Below are 16847 nucleotides of genomic sequence, written 5' to 3' on the forward strand. Positions count from 1 at the left end.
CGCTCCTTGGGTGCGGCGGATGCGGTGGGTCGTGCGGGCGATCGGAGACCACGCTACCGAGGTCGCGCTCCGTGGGTCGATCAGGGAGGCGGTGCCGTGGATCCGCGCACCACCAGCACGGGCGCGTAGTTGGTGTGGCTGCGGTCGGGCTCGGCCTCCGGCTCGCCGAGCGCCGAGATGATCCAGGCGACGACGTCCTCGCCGTGCTGGGCCGGGTCCTGCCGGATCGTGGTGAGCCCGAAGGCGGTCGCGGCGGGCACGTCGTCGACGCCGATGACGCTCAGCTCCTCCGGCACGCGCACCCCCAGCTGGTGCGCGGCGAGCAGCACGCCGAGCGCCACCTCGTCGGTGCCGGCGACGATCCCGGTGGGGCGGTCGGCGCGCGCGAGGATGCCGCGCGCGGCGGCGTGGGCGGCCTCGAGCGTCGTCGGCACGGTCTGCACCGGGCGCATCCGCAGCCCGTGGCGGGCGGAGACGAGCTCGAACGCCCGCTTGCGGCGGTCGGAGGAGGAGGCGTCGAACGGCTGCACCTCGGTCTCGCTCGCGAGGTGCAGCAGGTCGGTGTGGCCGAGCCGCACGAGGTGCTCGGCCGCCTGCTCGCCGGCCGCGTCGTCGTCGAGGCTGAAGGAGCGGGAGTGGGGCGTGGGCTCGCCGACCGTCGCGACGGGGATGCCGAGCTCGGCCAAGCGCGTCAGGTCGCCGCCGACGAGGCTCCAGGTGATGGTGACGAGCCCGTCGACCTCCCCGCGCAGCATGAAGCGCTCGAACTTCTCGTGCCCTCCGCGCCCGAAGGCGCCGAGGTCGTAGAGCAGCACGTCGTGCTCGTGCCGGTCGGCGGCGTGCGCGATGCCGTGCAGCACGCTGCCGAAGTACCAGCGGTCGACGGATGGCGTGAGCACGCCGATCGTGCGGGTCACGCCCGTCGCGAGGCGGCGGGCGGCGCCGCTCGCGCGGAAGCCGAGGTCGGCGGCGGTGCGCTGCACCTTCTCGCGCGTCGCGGGGGAGACCCCGTCGGCGCCGGAGAGGGCGCGGGACGCGGTGGCCTTCGAGACCCCGGCGGCGCGGGCGACGTCGTCGAGCCGGGGCATCGCGCCTCCTCGCGCCGGGGCGGCGGGCCGCCTCCTCCATCGAACGGAACCGGTTCCGAGCGTAGCGCCGACCTGGGCGGGCGTCCACGTGTCCCCCAGGTCGATCGTTGCCGAATCGCAACATTGTTCGGCATGGCGGGCGGGGGTGCCGTGCGCTAGCGTCACTTGCAATGGAACCGGTTCCGGTTCCGCACGGCGCCGTGCTCCGTTCGCGGCTCGTGTCCCAGGCACTTGAACCGAACGAAGGAGTTCACGTGAAGCACGCACGCAGGATGGCGCTGCCGCTCGGCATCGTCGGCGTCGCCGCACTCGCCCTCACGGGCTGCGTCGGCGACGCAGAGCCCGGCGCCTCCGAGGAGCCCGGCGGCACGGCAGCGCCCGCAGAGGGCTGCGAGGACTACGCCGACTACGGCACCTTCGAGGGTGCCGAGGTCAACATCTACGGCACGATCCTCGACGAGGAGGCCAACCGCCTCAACGAGTCGTGGGCCGACTTCTCGGAGTGCACCGGCATCGAGGTCGTCTACGAGGGCTCCGCCGAGTTCGAGGCGCAGATCAACGTGCGCGTCCAGGGCGGCAACCCGCCCGACCTCGCGATCTTCCCGCAGCCGGGCCTGCTGGCCTCGGTCGCCGGCACCGGCAGCGTGCTGCCCGCGCCGGAGAGCGTGGTCGCGAACGCGCAGGAGTTCTGGACCGAGGACTGGCAGAACTACGGCACCGTCGACGGCACGTTCTACGCCGCGCCGCTGATGGCGAGCGTCAAGGGCTTCGTCTGGTACTCGCCGTCGGTCTGGGAGGAGAACGGCTGGGAGGTGCCGACGACGCTCGACGAGCTCGACGAGCTGACCGCCACGATCGCCGAGTCCGAGGTCACCCCCTGGTGCGTCGGCTTCGGCTCGGGCGAGGCCACGGGCTGGCCGGGCACCGACTGGATCGAGGACTACGTGCTCCGCACCGCGGGACCGGATGTCTACGACCAGTGGATCACGCACGAGATCCCGTTCGACTCGCCTGAGATCGTCGAGGCGATGGACCGCGTCGGCGACCTCATCAAGAACCCCGACTACGTCAACGGCGGCATCGGCGACGTCTCGACGATCGCGACCACCGACTTCGGCGAGGCCGGCCTGCCGGTGCTCGACGGCGAGTGCGCCATGCACCACCAGGCCTCGTTCTACGAGGGCTTCTGGGGCGAGGGCGTGACGGTGGCCGAGGACGGCGACGTCTGGGGCTTCATCCTCCCGGGCACCGAGGCCGACGCGGCCGCGGTCACGGGCGGCGGCGAGTTCGTGGGCGCCTTCAACGACGCCGAGGAGGTCGTGGCCGTGCAGACCTACCTGTCGAGCGACCTGTGGGCCAACAACCGCGTCTCGCTGGGCGGCGTCATCTCCGCCAACAACGGGCTCGACCCGGCCAACGCCGGCAGCCCGCTGCTGCAGTCGGCGGTCGAGACGCTGCAGGACCCGAACACCACGTTCCGGTTCGACGGCTCCGACCTGATGCCCGGAGCCGTGGGCGCCGGCACCTTCTGGACCGGCATGGTCGACTGGGTCTCGGGCGCCGACACGGAGTCCGTGCTCGCCCAGATCGAGTCCAGCTGGCCGTAACGGAAGAGCAGATGCCCGGTGTGGGGGCCGCGCTCGCGGCCCCCACACCCGCATCCGGAGGTGACGCATGAGCACGATGGATCTCATCGGCAAGGTGATGCAGGCGGTCGTGGGCCTGGCGGCGTTCGGCGTCGTCATGGCGCTGCTGCTGGCCTTCCTCGATCGCCCGGAGGACAAGCCGCGCATGGCCAGCTGGGGCGCGGCGATCAAGCAGGGGCTGCGGCCCCGCGTGATCCTGATCGCGGCGTTCGCGCTCATCGCGATCCTGGCCCGCGTGCTCTACGGCGCCGTGCCGTGGATGACGCAGGAGCTGACGAACGCGGCCATCCTGGTCGGGGTCGCCGGCATCGCCGGCGTCATCCTGCAGTGGCTGCTCGATCGGCTGCTGCAGCCGGCGGCGCCGCAGGTGCGCAGCGCCGTCATGCGGCTGCTCGGCGCGGCGCTCGTCATCGCGCTCGTCATCCTCGCGCAGATGGCCGAGAGCATCCCCGCGCTCGACTGGGTCACCCCCGCGCTCGTGCTCGCGGCGCCCATCGTCGGCTGGCCGCTCGCGGCCGCGCTGCTGGCGACGGCGGCCATCGCGTTCCTCCCCGACCGCATCCGCCGCCACGTGCGGCTCATCGCCTGGCTCGTCGCCGCGGTCGCCGTCGTGGCCGTCGCGTTCGTGCTCGAGCAGGGCCGCGAGCAGCCGATCGGCGTCTGGCCGTGGGCCGCCGCCGCGGCGCTCAGCATCGTCGGCGTGCTCGGCTACCTCGCCGACCAGCACGACGACTCGAAGCCGATGCTCGTGTTCCTCATGCCGGCGGCGCTGCTGCTGACGGTCGGCCTCGTCTACCCGGCGATCCGCACGACCGTCCTCGCGTTCACCGACGCGAGCGGCACGTTCAACGGCATCGAGAACTTCGTCTGGATGTTCACCCAGCCCGAGGCGCTCGTGACGCTCGGCAACACCGTCGTGTGGGTCATCCTCGTGCCGCTGCTGTCGACCGCGATCGGCCTCGCCTACGCGGTGTTCATCGACAAGAGCCGCGGCGAGCGCGTCTACAAGATGCTCGTGTTCATGCCGATGGCCATCTCGATGGTCGGCGCGAGCATCATCTGGCGCTTCATGTACGCCTACCGCGGCCCGGAGCAGGAGCAGATCGGCCTCGTCAACCAGGTCATCGTGTGGTTCGGCGGCGAGCCGCAGCAGATCCTGCAGAACAGCCCGTGGAACACGCTCGCGCTCATCGTCGTGATGATCTGGATCCAGACCGGCTTCGCCATGGTCGTGCTCTCGGCCGCCATCAAGGGCGTGCCGACCGAGCAGCTCGAGGCGGCCGAGATCGACGGCGCCAACCCGTGGCAGCGCTTCGCGAACGTCACGGTGCCGGGCATCCGCACGTCGCTCGTCGTGGTCGTGACGACCATCTCGATCGCGACGCTCAAGGTGTTCGACATCGTCCGCACCATGACCGCGGGCAACTTCAACACCTCCGTCGTCGCGAACGAGATGTACACGCAGGCGTTCCGATCCGGCGAGCCGGGCCGAGGCGCGGCACTGGCGCTGATCCTGTTCATCATGGTGCTGCCGGTGGTCGTCTACAACATCCGCGTCCTGAACCAGCAGAAGGCGATCCGATGAGCTCCGTTGCCGTGACCCCCGACCCCGAGATCACCCCGAAGTCGGCGGATGCGTCGCTCGGCGGCACGACGCGGTCCGACCGCGTCAAGCGCAGGCTCACGAGCCCGGGCGCGACCATCGCGGCGCTCATCATCGCCGTCATCTGGACCATCCCGACGTTCGGCCTGCTGCTGTCGTCGTTCCGGCCCGCGGGGCAGATCGCGACGACCGGCTGGTGGACGTTCTTCGGCGACCCGCAGCTGACGCTCGCGAACTACGGCGAGGTGCTCTTCTCGGGCTCGGCGTCGTCGCCGCAGCTGGGCGAGTACTTCGTCAACTCGCTCGCGATCGCGATCCCGGGCACGATCATCCCGCTCGTGCTCGCGGCGCTCGCGGCCTACGCCTTCGCGTGGGTGAAGTTCAAGGGCTCGTCGACCCTCTTCGTCGTGGTCTTCGCGCTGCAGATCGTGCCGCTGCAGATGGCGCTCATCCCGTTGCTGCAGCTGTTCGTGACCTTCCTGCAGCCGTTCCAGGACGCGCTGCACGAGGCGGTGCCGTTCATCAGCGAGCGCCAGTTCCTGCCGGTCTGGATCGCGCACGCGATCTTCGGCCTGCCGCTGGCGATCTTCCTGCTGCACAACTTCATCTCGGCGATCCCCGCCGACGTCATCGAGGCCGCGCGCGTCGACGGCGCAGGGCACGGGCAGATCTTCTTCCGCATCATCCTGCCGCTCGCGACGCCGGCGATCGCGTCGTTCGCGATCTTCCAGTTCCTGTGGGTCTGGAACGACCTGCTGGTCGCGCTCGTGTTCTCCTCCGGCACACCGGACACCGCGCCGCTCACGCAGCGATTGGCCGAGCTCGCGGGCTCCCGAGGTGAGAACTGGGAGCGGCTCACCGCCGGCGCGTTCGTGTCGCTCGTCGTGCCGCTGCTCGTGTTCTTCGGGCTCCAGCGGTACTTCGTCAGGGGCCTGCTCGCGGGGTCTGCGAAGGGTTGAGCGCGCAGGGCGCAACGCGGCACCGCCGCGTTGCGCCCTGCGCGCTCAAGGTCGAGTAGCCGGGCGCAGCCCGGCGTACCGAGACCTGCTGCACGCTGCACGATGCTGCGCAGCGGGCGGTGCCGCCCCCGCGATACCGCGATACCCTGGACCCGGTGTGCCGGGAAGCCTGGTCGGCGTCCCGCTGAGCGAACCGGCTCGGCGGTGCCGAGAGGAGCGCCATGCAGCCCACCCCGCCCACGCCCGCCCCGCGACCCGGTCGCCGCGAGCGGCTCGCGCAGAGCCTGCGCCTCGAGACCACGAGCGGCGCGCTGCTGCTCGTCGCCGCCGCGGTCGCCCTCATCTGGGCGAACTCCCCGTGGCGCGACTCGTACGCCGCGCTCATGGAGACGACCGTGGGGCCGGCGGCGCTGCACCTCGACCTGAGCGTCGCCACCTGGGCGGCCGACGGGCTGCTCGCGATCTTCTTCTTCGTCGTCGGCGTCGAGCTGAAGCACGAGATCGTCGCCGGGAGCCTGCGCAACCCCCGGCAGGCGGCGGTGCCCGTGCTCGCCGCGGTCGGCGGCATGGCGCTGCCGACGCTCGTCTACGTCGGCATCGTGCTCGCCGCCGGCGACCCCGAGGCGCTGACCGGCTGGGCGATCCCCGCGGCGACCGACATCGCCTTCGCGCTCGCGGTGCTGGCGATCTTCGGGCGCGGCCTGCCGACGGGCCTGCGCACCTTCCTGCTCACGCTCGCGGTCGTCGACGACCTGCTCGCGATCGTCGTGATCGCGATCTTCTACACGGCGGGCGTGCAGCTGCTCGCGCTGCTCGGCGCGCTGCTCGCGGTCGCCGTCTTCGCGCTCGTCGTGCGCTCGCGCTGGGCGCGCTGGTGGCTGCTCATCCCCATCGCGCTCGTCGCGTGGTGGCTCATGCACGAGTCGGGCGTGCACGCGACGATCGCCGGCGTGCTGCTCGGCGCGGTCGTGCCCGCGAAGCCCGTGCTGGGGGAGTCGGAGACCCGCACGCACCGCTTCGAGGCGGCGGTGCGCCCGTGGTCGACCGCGATCGCGCTGCCGATCTTCGCGTTCTGCTCGGCCGGCGTCTCGGTCGCCGACGGCGGCGGCTTCGCCGAGCTCGCCGCGCAGCCGGTGCTGCTCGCGGTCGCGGCGGGCCTCGTGATCGGCAAGCTCATCGGGGTGCTCGGCGTCACGGCGATCGTCACGCGCGTCACGCCGCTGCGGCTGCCCGACGGCATCGGCCTGCGCGACCTGCTGCCGGTGGCGCTGCTCACCGGCATCGGGTTCACCGTCTCGCTGCTCATCACCGAGCTCTCGTTCGACGACGCGGCGCGCACCGACGCGGCGAAGCTCGCGGTGCTCATCGGCTCCGGCCTCGCCGCGGTGCTCGCGGCGCCGCTGCTGCGCTGGGATGCGAAGCAGGCGCGCAGCGCCGACATGAACGAGGACGGCGTCGCCGACGCGCCCCAGGAGCGCATCGGCGGCTGAGCAGGGCTACCGCGCCGCGAGCGCGCGGTGCACCGGCACGACCGCGGCCGCGCTCCACGCCTGCGGGCGGCAGGACGCCGGGTAGGCGACCGGGGTCGCCGCCTCGTCGGCGCCGAACCCGGCGAACAGCTCGGGCAGGCGGCCGTCGAAGGCGTCGGCCGTGCGCACGAGCTGCGCCGAGAGGGTGCGGGCCTCGGCCGTGAGGCCCGCCCGGAGCATCCCCTCGATGACGACGCCCGTGTCGTGCGGCCACACCGAGCCGCAGTGGTACGACAGCGGCCAGTAGCCGCCCTCGTCGGAGGCCATGGTGCGCAGGCCCCAGCCCGACGCGAAGCGCTCGTCGACGAGCAGGCGCGCGACCGCGGCCTCCTCCTCGGCCGACAGGAGCGACGTGCCGAGCAGCTGCCCCATGTTCGACGTCTTCGCGTCGACCGGGGTGCCCGAGCCGTCGAGGGCGATCGCGGGGAACCGCTCGCCGCCCCGCTCGACCCAGAACGCCGCGCGGAACCGCTCGCGCATCCGCTCTGCCCAGCCGCGCCACTCCTCCGCGCCCGCGGCATCGCCGAGCGCCTCGAGCAGCGCCGCGCCGCCCTCAGCGGCCTGGCACGCCTGCGCCTGCACCTCGCACAGCGCGATCGGACCGTCGGCGATGCGGCCGTCGGCGAAGCGGATCGAGTCGCCGGAGTCCTTCCAGCCCTGGTTCGCGAGGCCCGTGCCGGTCTCGTCGATGTACTTCAGGAAGCCGGAGTCGTCGGGGCTGCCGTGGTCGCGCAGCCAGCCGAGGGCCGCCTCGAGCGCCGGCCGGAGCTCCTGCACGACGTCGAGCGGCAGGCCGGCCTGCCAGGCCTCGTGCAGCAGCACGATCCAGAGCGGCGTCGCGTCGATGGTGCCGTAGTAGACCGGTGGCAGCGAGATGCCCTCGCCCGGCATCGTGAAGGTCGACTGCCGGATCTCGTGCAGGATCTTGCCCGGCTGCTCGGCCGTCGTCGCGTCGGTCGTCGTGCCCTGCCGGGCGGCGAGCGTGCGGAGCGTGCCCTCGGCGACCTCGAGCGAGAGGGGCAGCAGCATCCGCGCGGTGATGAGCGTGTCGCGGCCGAAGAGGGTCATGAACCACGGCGCGCCGGCGGCCGCGAACGGCCCCTGGCCGGCGTCGAGCAGCAGCGCCTGCAGATCCTCGAGCGCGCGCGCCGCCCAGCGGTCGAGCGCGGCGTCGCCGCTCGGCGGCAGCTGCCCGAGCGGGGCGGTGGATGCGGCACCGACGACCGTCGTCGGGTCGGCCAGGCGCAGCTCGAGCACCGCCTCGGCCGCGCCGGCCGCGGGCACGTGCAGCCGCCACCTAGCGACCACCCGGTCGCCGTCGCGCGCGAGCTCGGCGCCGGGCGCTGCGATCGCGAGGGTGCGCGTGCCGTCGGTCGCCTCGAGGCCCGTCGGCGTCTCGCGCCACGTGAGCTCGACGGGCCGGGGCGCGCCGGACTTCACCGACGAGAGCTCGGCGAAGGAGGCGTCGAGCGCGAGCTCGACCTCGGCCTCGATCGGATGCGCGAGCCCGTCGGCGATGCGCACCCGCTCGACGAGCGCGCCCGGGGCGACCTCGCGCATCCGCTCGACGAGCACGCGCGGGTCGGGGGTGTCGTCGTCGATCGCGCGCGCGACGCCGTGGAACGAGGCACGGTCGGCCGACCTGGCGGTGCCGGTCGCCTCGACGGGCTCGCCCGCGACGCGCAGCGCGAGGCCGCGCACGTAGCGCCAGTCGCCGTGGAAGACGCCGTGGATGGCGGCGCCGCCGAGGTCGCCCGCGGGGTCGGACCACGCCTGCGTGGGCGCCGTCAGCACCACCAGCGCGTCGTTGAGCAGCGGCTGCCTGCCGTGCGTCGGAGCAGCGGTGTCGTCGCGCATGTGCGCCTCCCGGTCGGGGTTCCCATCGGACGGGGCATACGCTACCGTCACAGTTGGAACGATCCAATACCGGATCTCCGGTTCGTCACGAAGGAGTGGGGATGGCACCGACGCTCGCCGACGTGGCCGCGCACGCCGGGGTCTCGGTGCAGACCGTCTCCAACGCGCTGAACAACCCCGCGCTCCTCAAGCAGGCCACCCTCGACCGCGTGCTCGCGGCCGTGCAGGCCCTCGGCTACGCGCCCAACCTGCAGGCCCGGCGCCTGCGGCAGCGCACCGTCGCCACGATCGGCCTGCGGATCGAGCCCGTCGCCGACAACATCGCCTCGTCGCTGCTCGACCGCTTCCTGCACGAGCTCACGTTCCGCGCCGACGCCGAGGGGCAGCACGTCGTGCTCTTCACCGCCGCGACCGACGAGGAGGAGGTCGAGAAGATCCGCGGGCTCGCGGGCCAGCGGGTCGCCGACCGCTTCCTCCTCACCGGCACGCACGCCGGCGACGCCCGCGTGCCCGCGCTGCTCACGGCGGGGATGCGCTTCGTCGCGTTCGGCCGGCCGTGGGGGCCGGCGCCCGAGCACTCGTGGGTGGATGTCGACGGCGCCGCCGGCACCCGCGCGGCCACCGAGGCGCTCCTCGACGCCGGGCTCACCCGCATCGGCTTCATCGGCTGGCCGACCGGCAGCGGCTCCGGCGACGACCGCCGGTCCGGCTGGGCGGCGGCGATGCGCGCGGGCCTCGGGCTCGACGACGGCGAGCTCGACGCGCTCACCGCGCGCTGCGCCGACCGGCTCGACGAGGCCGTCGGCGCCGCCGCCGCGCTCCTCGAGCGCGGCGTCGACGCGCTCGTGTGCGCCTCCGACTCGCTCGCCACCGGCGCCATCGGCGCCGCCGCGCAGCGCGGCCGCAGCCTGCCGATCATCGGCTTCGACAACACCTCGCTCGCCGCCGGCATCGGCTTCCCGAGCATCGACCAGAGCCTCGACGAGGTCGCCGCGGCGGCCCTCGCGGCCCTCGACGCCGAGCCCGGCGCCGTCACCACGATCGTCCGGCCGCGCCTCATCCGGCGCAGCCACGACCGGTGGGGGATCCCCTCCGCCGCTGACCGGGGACAGTCCCCCACCTGAAAGGAACCACCATGCGACACAGCAAGCTGGGCAGCGTCGCCCTCGCCGGCGCGCTCGCCCTCGCCCTGGCCTCCTGCTCGGGAGGCGGCGGCGACGCCGGTGCCACGGACGGCGCGGAGGCGCCGGCCGCCGAGAGCCTCACCATGCTCATCGGCTCCTCGGGCGACGCCGAGACGGCAGCCGTGCAGGCCGCCGCCGACGCGTGGGCCGCGGAGTCGGGCACCGACGTCGAGGTCATCGCCGCATCCGACCTCAACCAGGAGCTCGCGCAGGGCTTCGCGGGCGACTCGGCCCCCGACGTCTTCTACATGGGCTGGGACCAGCTCCAGACCTATGCGAGCGACGACTACCTCGAGCCGTACGCGATGGACCTCGAGAACGCGGGCGAGTTCTACCCGGCGCTCGTCGAGGCCTTCTCCTACGAGGGGGAGTTCGTGTGCGCGCCGAAGGACTTCTCGACGCTCGGCCTCGTCATCAACACCCAGCTGTGGGCGGATGCGGGCCTGACCGACGCCGACATCCCGACCGACTGGGAGTCGCTGCAGGCGGCTGCCGAGGCGCTGACGACCGGTGACACGGTCGGCCTGTCGATGGGCCCGGAGTACGCCAGGCTCGGCGTCTTCATGGAGCAGGCCGGCGGCGGCCTCATGGACGGCGACACCATCACGGCGAACTCGCCCGAGAACGTCGAGGCGCTCGAGTACGTGCAGGGCCTGCTCGAGGCCGGCTCGCTCAAGTGGCCGGCAGACCTCAACGCCGGCTGGGGCGGCGAGGCCTTCGGCACCGGCGCGGCCGCGATGGTGATCGAGGGCCCGTGGATCCGCGGCGCGCTCGAGAACGACTTCCCGGACGTCGAGTTCGAGGTCGTCGAGCTGCCCGAGGGACCGGCGGGGCCGGGGACGTTCACGTTCTCGAACTGCTGGGGCATCCCCGAGGGCCAGGAGACCGCCGAGACCGCGCAGGAGCTCGTCGCGTTCCTCACGAGCGACGAGCAGCAGCTCGAGTTCTCCGAGGCGTTCGGCGTGATCCCGTCGACCGAGTCGGCCGCGGCGACCTACGCCGAGACCTACCCGGAGAACGCGGCCTTCGTGGCCGGCGCCGACTACGCGGTGAGCCCGGTGGCCTTCGCCGGCGCCGCGGACGTGACGAGCGAGTTCAACAACGCCATCACCACCCTGCAGGGTGCTGACGCGCAGGCGGTGCTCGACCAGGTGCAGTCGCAGCTGGAGGCGGCCTACCAGGCGTCGCAGGGCTGATGAGCGCCCCCGCCGTCGCTCCCGCGCCGCGCAAGCGGCGCGGGAGCACGCGCGGCGGCGAGACCGCCGCCGGCTGGCTGTTCACGCTGCCCGCGATCATCATCGTCGGGGTCTTCCTCGTCGCGCCGATCGCGCTCGCGCTGTGGGTGTCGTTCACCGACTGGAACGGCCGCAACTCGCCGCTGTTCAACGAGAACGTCGAGGTCGTCGGGCTCGACAACTACGCCGCGATCACGACCGACCAGACCCTCACGCGCGAGCTCTTCGGCCGCTCGATCCGCAACAACGTCTTCTACGTGCTGCTCGTCGTGCCGCTGCAGACCGCGCTCGCGCTGTTCCTCGCCGTGCAGGTGAACCGGCGGATGCTCAAGGCCAAGGGCTTCTTCCGCACCGCCTTCTACTTCCCCTCCGTCACCTCGTCGATCGCGATCACGGGCGTGTTCCTGTTCCTCTTCGCCGCGACCGGCGTCGTGAACCGCGTGCTCGCCTGGTTCTCCATCAACGGGCCCAACTGGTTCGCCGACCCGCGGGGCGTCATCCACCTGCTGCTCGGCCGCGTCGGCCTCACGGGGCCGCCGCCCGGCTGGTCCGATCCGGGGTTCCTCGGCGTGACCGCCTGGGACTGGATCGCGGGCCCGTCGGTCGCGCAGTGCGTGCTCATCACGCTCGCCGTGTTCACGACCTCCGGCACCTTCATGCTGCTCTTCCTCGCCGGGCTGCAGAACATCGGCGCCGAGGTCGGGGAGGCCGCGGTGATGGACGGCGCCGGACCCATCCGCACGTTCTTCTCCGTCACGCTGCCGATGCTGAAGCCGACGCTCTTCACCGTGCTGACGCTCGGCCTCATCGGCACCTGGCAGGTGTTCGACCAGGTCTACCTGACGCGCGGCACGCCCGCGGCGCCGACGCTGACGAGCCCCGCCTACCTCGCCTTCAACCAGGCGTTCGAGAACAACGAGCCCGGCATCGCCGCGGCGATCGCGTTCGTGCTGTTCCTCATCATCATCCTGATGACCCTCATCCAGCGCTGGGTGCTCGCCGACCGCGACACCACCGGCATGGGGAGGAAGCGGCGCAAGGGCGACGACGCCGAGGGCGACCGCCCGCTCGCCGAGGGCGCGATCCGGCTCGATGCCGGTCCCCAGGGAGGAGGTGGTCTCACGTGAAGGAGCGCGTCTCCGCCGGCCTGATCATCGGCTACGTCATCCTCGTCGTGCTGGCGCTGCTGTACATCTACCCGTTCATCATCGCCGTGAGCGGATCGTTCAAGACGGATGCCGAGGCGAACGCCGACCCGATGGCGCTCATCCCGCAGACGTTCACGTTCGCCGCCTACGAGCGCCTGTTCACGGGCACCGACCTGCCGCGGTGGGCCGCGAACTCGGCCTTCATCACGGTGGTCGTGACCGTCTTCCGGGTGTTCTTCGACTCGCTCGCGGGCTACGCGCTGTCGCGGCTGCGCTTCCGGGGCAGGAACACGATCTTCGCGCTGTTCATCGCGGTGCTCGCGGTGCCGTCGGTCGTGCTGATGATCCCGCGGTTCCTCGTCATCAAGGAGCTCGGGCTCTACGACACGTACGGCGGCATGATCCTGCCGCTGCTGTCGACGGCGGCCGGCATCTTCATCATGAAGCAGTTCTTCGACTCGATCCCGGTGTCGATCGAGGAGGCGGCCCGCATCGACGGCGCGGGCATCTTCCGCACCTTCTGGTCGGTGACGCTGCCGATGGCGATGCCGGCGCTCATCACGCTGACGATCCTGTCGTTCCAGGGGTCGTGGAACGAGTTCTCGCACTTCGTGATCTCGCGCCAGAGCCCCGAGCTGCACACGCTCACCACCGGTGTCGGCTCGCTCGTGTCGGGGCAGCTGGGCTCGGGCACGCAGTTCCCGCTCAAGCTCGCGGCGGCGGTGCTCATGACCATCCCGGTCGCGGTGATGTTCTTCATCTTCCAGAAGCGCATCATGTCGACGACGGAGGGCGGCGAGAAGGGTTGACGCCGGAGGGCGCAATGGCGGCCGAGCCGCCGTTGCGCCCGCAGGCGTCAAGGTCGAGGAGCGCGCGGCGAAGCCGCACGCGTCACGAGACCTCGCTCCGGACCCTAGAGCTTCCGGACCCTAGAGCTCAGGCCGCGACCGATCCGGCTCCACGAGCCGCAGGTACGCGTGCTCGCGGCGCACGGCGCCGCCGGCCGCGACGCGCTGCGCACGCGCCGGCTCGGCGTGGCGCGCGGGCTCCGGCGCGCTCGGCGCGAGCGGCGTGAGCGCGTGCAGGTGCCGCTCGACCGCGATCGGCCCGACGGCGCTCGCGGCGCGCGCGGTGAGCGCCTGGTGCACCGGGACGACGGCGGCCGCGCTCCACGCCTGGGGCGAGCACGCGCCGGGGACGGGGATCGGCGCGGCGGTGTCGTCGATCCCGTAGCCGGCGTACAGCTGCGGCATCCTGCCCTGGAACGCATCCGCCGCCCGCTCGAGCTGCTCGGCGAGCGCCGCGGCCTCGGCGCCGAGCCCCGCGCGCAGCAGGCCCTCGATCGCGACGGCCGTGTCGTGCGGCCAGATCGCGCCGCAGTGCTGGGACATGGGCCAGTAGCCGGCCGCGTCGGTCGCCATCGTGCGCAGGCCGAAGCCCGACGAGAGCCGCGGGTCGAGCAGCAGGCGGGCCACCTCGCGCTCCTCCTCGGCCGACAGCAGCGTCGTGCCGATGAGCTGCCCGATGTCGCTCGTGAGGGCGTCGACCTGCGCGCCCGAGGCCTCGAGCGCGAGCGCCGGGAAGCGCTCGTGGCCGTGCTCGACCCAGAAGGCCCCGCGGAAGCGCTCCCGCAGCCGCTGAGCCCAGCCGCGCCACCGCTCGCCGCCGTCGCCGAGCGCGTCGAGCAGCTCGGCGGCGCCGACCGCGGCACGCACCGCGAGCCCCTGCACCTGGGCGACCGCGAGCGAGCCGGTCGCGATGCCGCCGTCGGCGAAGCGCATCGCGTCGGGGGAGTCCTTCCATGCCTTGTTCGCGAGGCCCGTGCCCGACTCCTCGGGGTAGCTGAGGAACCCGTCGCCGGTGCGCTTCTCGAGCCACCAGAGCGCCGCGTGCAGCGAGGGGCGCAGCTCGCGCACCGTCTGGAGCGGCAGCCCCGCCCGCCAGGCGTCGTGCAGCAGCACGATCCACAGCGGGGTCGCGTCGATGGAGCCGAAGTAGACCGGCGGCAGCTCGACGCCCATCCAGGGCAGCTCGATGGAGTCCTGCCGCAGCTCGTGCAGGATGCGGCCGGGCTCCTCGCCGGTGGCGGGGTCGGTGCGCACGCCCTGCCGGGCGGCGAGCGTGCGCAGCGTGCCCTCGGCGAGGTCGGTGCCGAGCGGCAGCAGCAGCCGCGAGGCGATGAGCGCGTCGCGCGCGACCATCGTCACGTGCCAGGGGGCGCCCGCGGCGGGGAACGCGCCGTGGCCGGCGTCGAGCAGGAGGTCCTCGAGGTCGGTCACGGCGCGCTCGGCCCACCGGTCGAGGGCGGCCCGGCCGGTCGGTCGCACGCCCGCGCACGGCGCGGGGCAGGGCGTGCCGGTCACCGCGAGCGTCGGGTCGTCGAGCTCGAGCTCGAGCGCGAAGCCCGCCCAGTCGTCGGGCAGCACCACGCTGTGGCGCGAGGCGATGACGCGGCTGCCCTCGACGCGCAGCTCGCCGCCGCGGCTCGTGCAGCGCAGCACCCGGGTGCCGTCGGTGGCGATCGCGACGCCGTCCTCGATGCGGATGCGCAGCTCGACCGGGCGCGGATCCCCGGCGCGCACCGTCCACATCGGCGCGAGCTCGACGTCGCAGACGAGCTCGACCGCGGCGTTGACGGGCACGTCGCGGCCGTTGACGATCGTCACCCGCTCGACGACCGCGCCCGGCGCGACCTCGCGCATCCGCTCGACCATGACGCGAGCCGCCGGGGCGCGCGCGTCGAGGTCGCGGGCGACGGCGTGGAAGACGACCCAGTCGGCCTCGTCGGCGGTCGTGATGTGCTCGACGGGCGCGCCGTCGACGAGCAGCTCGACGCCCCGCACGTAGCGCCAGTCGCCGTGGTAGACGCCGTGGGCGGTGCTGCCGCCCATCGTGCCGTCGCGGTGCGACCAGACCTGCGTCGGAGCAGAGAGCGCCACGAGCTCGGTGTGGAGGAGCGGCGGTCTCCCGACACCCCTGCTCTGCTCGTGACACATGGGCTTCCGATCGCTGTGCGGTGCGGCTGGCCCAAAACTAGTCCTGTTACAGAACTGCGTCCCGCAAGGCGCCCTCAGCCTTCGCGCACGAGTGCCGCAGGCCGTGCGCGTCTGCTGAGCGGCATCGCCGCCGAGGCGCTAGGGGGTCGGCCGGCGTGCGTCGTAGGCGAGGAAGGAGCGCTGCGCGCGCGTGACGACGGCGATGAGCACGACGATCAGGATGCCGCCGAGCAGCGGCGGCGCCCACAGCGCCACGAGCGTGGTCGCGAGGCCCGCGTAGAGGTCGCCGATGCGCGGGCCGCCGGTGACGACGACGGTGAACAGTCCCTGCGTGCGGCCGCGCATGTCGTCGGGCGCGGCGGTGAGCATCATGGTCGAGCGGAAGATCGCGCTGATCTCGTCGCTCGCGCCCATGCCGGCCATCGCGATCGCGGCGACCGCGAGCGCCGGCCACGACACCTGCGGCCACTCGGCGGCGACCGGCCCGCCCCAGCCGAGCGCCATGGCGAGGATGACGGTGCCGAGCAGCAGCACGAACGCGCCGTAGACGGTGATGGCCCGCGCGACCGCGACGCCGTGGCGCTGGATGTGCGCGACCGGGCCCGAGAAGAGGCTCGCGAGCAGCGTGCCCATGGCAGCCGCGGCGGTGAGGGCGCCGACGGTGACGGGGCCGCCGCCGATGGCGACGGCGCCGATCGCGGGCAGCAGCGCGTAGGGCCGGCCGAACGTCATCGCGATGATGTCGACGACGAACGACATGCGGATGTTGGGCGCCTGGCGCAGGAAGCGGTAGCCGTCGCGCAGCGACGCGAGGCCCGGCTTCGCGACCGCGCCGAGCGGGGGCAGGCGGGGCAGGCCGAGCACGCCGAGGAAGCCGGCGGTGAAGAGCGCCGCGTCGATCGCGAAGGTGATCGGCAGGCCGACGGTCGCGACGAGCACGCCGGCCGCGGCGGGGCCGAGCGTGAGCATGGTGCCCATCGCGATGCCGTTGAGCGCGGCCGCGCGCGAGAGGAGGTGGGCGGGCAGGATGCGCGGGGTGACGGCGCTGCGCGTCGCTCCCGAGATGGTCGCGGCGACGGTGTTGATCGTCGTGAGCACGTAGAACGGCCACACCGGTGCGCGGCCGCCCTCGGCGACGAGCGCGGCATCCCACGTCGAGAGCGCGACGAGGCCGAGCACGGCGCCCCAGCCGGTGAGGCTCGAGGCGATGAGCAGGGCGCGGCGGTCGAAGGCGTCGGCGAGCATGCCGCCCCACAGGCCGGCGACGACCATGGGCAGCAGCGCGATGCCGCCGACGAGGGCGACCATCATCGTGCTCGCGGTCATGTCGAAGATCTGCAGGCCGACGGCGACGACCGTCATCTGCGCGCCGATGCCGCTGATCGCGTTGCCGATCCAGAGCCTGGCGAACGCGGGCGAGGCGCGCAGCGGGGCGAGGTCGACGAAGCGTCGGCGTCGTGCAGGGCTGTCGACGGTCTCGACGGGCCCGGTGATGGGCGTCGCGGGCAGGATGCCGTGCGCGCCGGAGGCCGGCTCGCCGCCGGACTCGAAGGGTTCGGTCACCTCTGGCCGTGACGCGTGACCGGGCCCCGGGACGGGGCC

Annotated in this window: 12 protein-coding genes; 8 read left to right on the top strand and 4 right to left on the bottom strand. The window is 73.0% G+C overall.

Translation table 11 applies throughout. The features are described from left to right. Window positions 1-80 precede the first annotated feature (80 nt). The gene (locus tag J2X49_RS05055; protein WP_246992783.1) at window positions 81-1088 is read right to left on the bottom strand and encodes a LacI family DNA-binding transcriptional regulator; all 1008 of its coding nucleotides are present in this window, start codon (window positions 1086-1088) and stop codon (window positions 81-83) included. 272 nt (window positions 1089-1360) lie between these two features. Here J2X49_RS05055 and J2X49_RS05060 point away from each other — a divergent pair, with 272 nt between their 5' ends. The 4 genes from J2X49_RS05060 to nhaA all read left to right on the top strand — a co-directional run bounded on the left by J2X49_RS05060 (window position 1361) and on the right by nhaA (window position 6786). Then, window positions 1361-2695, top strand: coding sequence for an ABC transporter substrate-binding protein (locus J2X49_RS05060; protein WP_128189545.1), 1335 nt, complete (start codon window positions 1361-1363; stop codon window positions 2693-2695). Between the two features lie 472 nt (window positions 2696-3167). After that, a complete protein-coding gene (locus J2X49_RS05065; RefSeq protein ID WP_146355316.1) occupies window positions 3168-4319 on the top strand; it encodes a carbohydrate ABC transporter permease in 1152 nt (383 codons plus the stop codon). After that, window positions 4316-5296 (top strand): carbohydrate ABC transporter permease, encoded by a 981-nt coding sequence (locus J2X49_RS05070; protein WP_128189531.1) that lies wholly within the window; start codon window positions 4316-4318, stop codon window positions 5294-5296. Before J2X49_RS05065 ends, J2X49_RS05070 begins: the two co-directional genes overlap by 4 nt. Window positions 5297-5517: 221 nt before the next feature. Next, the gene (nhaA, locus tag J2X49_RS05075) at window positions 5518-6786 is read left to right on the top strand and encodes a Na+/H+ antiporter NhaA (RefSeq protein ID WP_310123298.1); all 1269 of its coding nucleotides are present in this window, start codon (window positions 5518-5520) and stop codon (window positions 6784-6786) included. A 6-nt stretch (window positions 6787-6792) separates the two neighbouring features. Here the strand turns inward: nhaA and J2X49_RS05080 are convergent, their stop codons facing one another. Next, window positions 6793-8682 (bottom strand): glycogen debranching N-terminal domain-containing protein, encoded by a 1890-nt coding sequence (locus J2X49_RS05080; RefSeq protein WP_310123301.1) that lies wholly within the window; start codon window positions 8680-8682, stop codon window positions 6793-6795. A gap of 101 nt (window positions 8683-8783) precedes the next feature. Between J2X49_RS05080 and J2X49_RS05085 the strand changes: the two genes are divergently transcribed. From J2X49_RS05085 to J2X49_RS05100, 4 genes are read left to right on the top strand one after another with little or no spacing between them, the layout of a single operon-like run. Next, window positions 8784-9806: a LacI family DNA-binding transcriptional regulator gene (locus J2X49_RS05085; protein WP_310123304.1), complete on the top strand. Its 1023-nt coding sequence runs from the start codon at window positions 8784-8786 to the stop codon at window positions 9804-9806. Window positions 9807-9817: 11 nt separating this feature from the next. Beyond that, window positions 9818-11062, top strand: coding sequence for an extracellular solute-binding protein (locus tag J2X49_RS05090; protein ID WP_310123307.1), 1245 nt, complete (start codon window positions 9818-9820; stop codon window positions 11060-11062). Then, window positions 11062-12228 (top strand): carbohydrate ABC transporter permease, encoded by a 1167-nt coding sequence (locus tag J2X49_RS05095; protein WP_246992773.1) that lies wholly within the window; start codon window positions 11062-11064, stop codon window positions 12226-12228. Before J2X49_RS05090 ends, J2X49_RS05095 begins: the two co-directional genes overlap by 1 nt. Then, on the top strand, window positions 12225-13058 hold the full coding sequence (locus J2X49_RS05100) for a carbohydrate ABC transporter permease (protein ID WP_246992771.1): 834 nt from the start codon (window positions 12225-12227) through the stop codon (window positions 13056-13058). The genes J2X49_RS05095 and J2X49_RS05100 overlap by 4 nt, the downstream gene beginning before the upstream one ends. 120 nt (window positions 13059-13178) lie before the next feature. Here J2X49_RS05100 and J2X49_RS05105 read toward each other — a convergent pair whose 3' ends face one another. Next, a complete protein-coding gene (locus J2X49_RS05105) occupies window positions 13179-15188 on the bottom strand; it encodes a glycogen debranching N-terminal domain-containing protein (protein WP_310123316.1) in 2010 nt (669 codons plus the stop codon). A 195-nt stretch (window positions 15189-15383) separates the two neighbouring features. Beyond that, window positions 15384-16808, bottom strand: coding sequence for an MFS transporter (locus J2X49_RS05110; RefSeq protein WP_310123320.1), 1425 nt, complete (start codon window positions 16806-16808; stop codon window positions 15384-15386). Window positions 16809-16847 lie beyond the last annotated feature (39 nt).

It is taken from the genome of Agrococcus sp. BE272, assembly GCF_031457935.1.
Classification (GTDB): Bacteria; Actinomycetota; Actinomycetes; order Actinomycetales; family Microbacteriaceae; genus Agrococcus; species Agrococcus sediminis.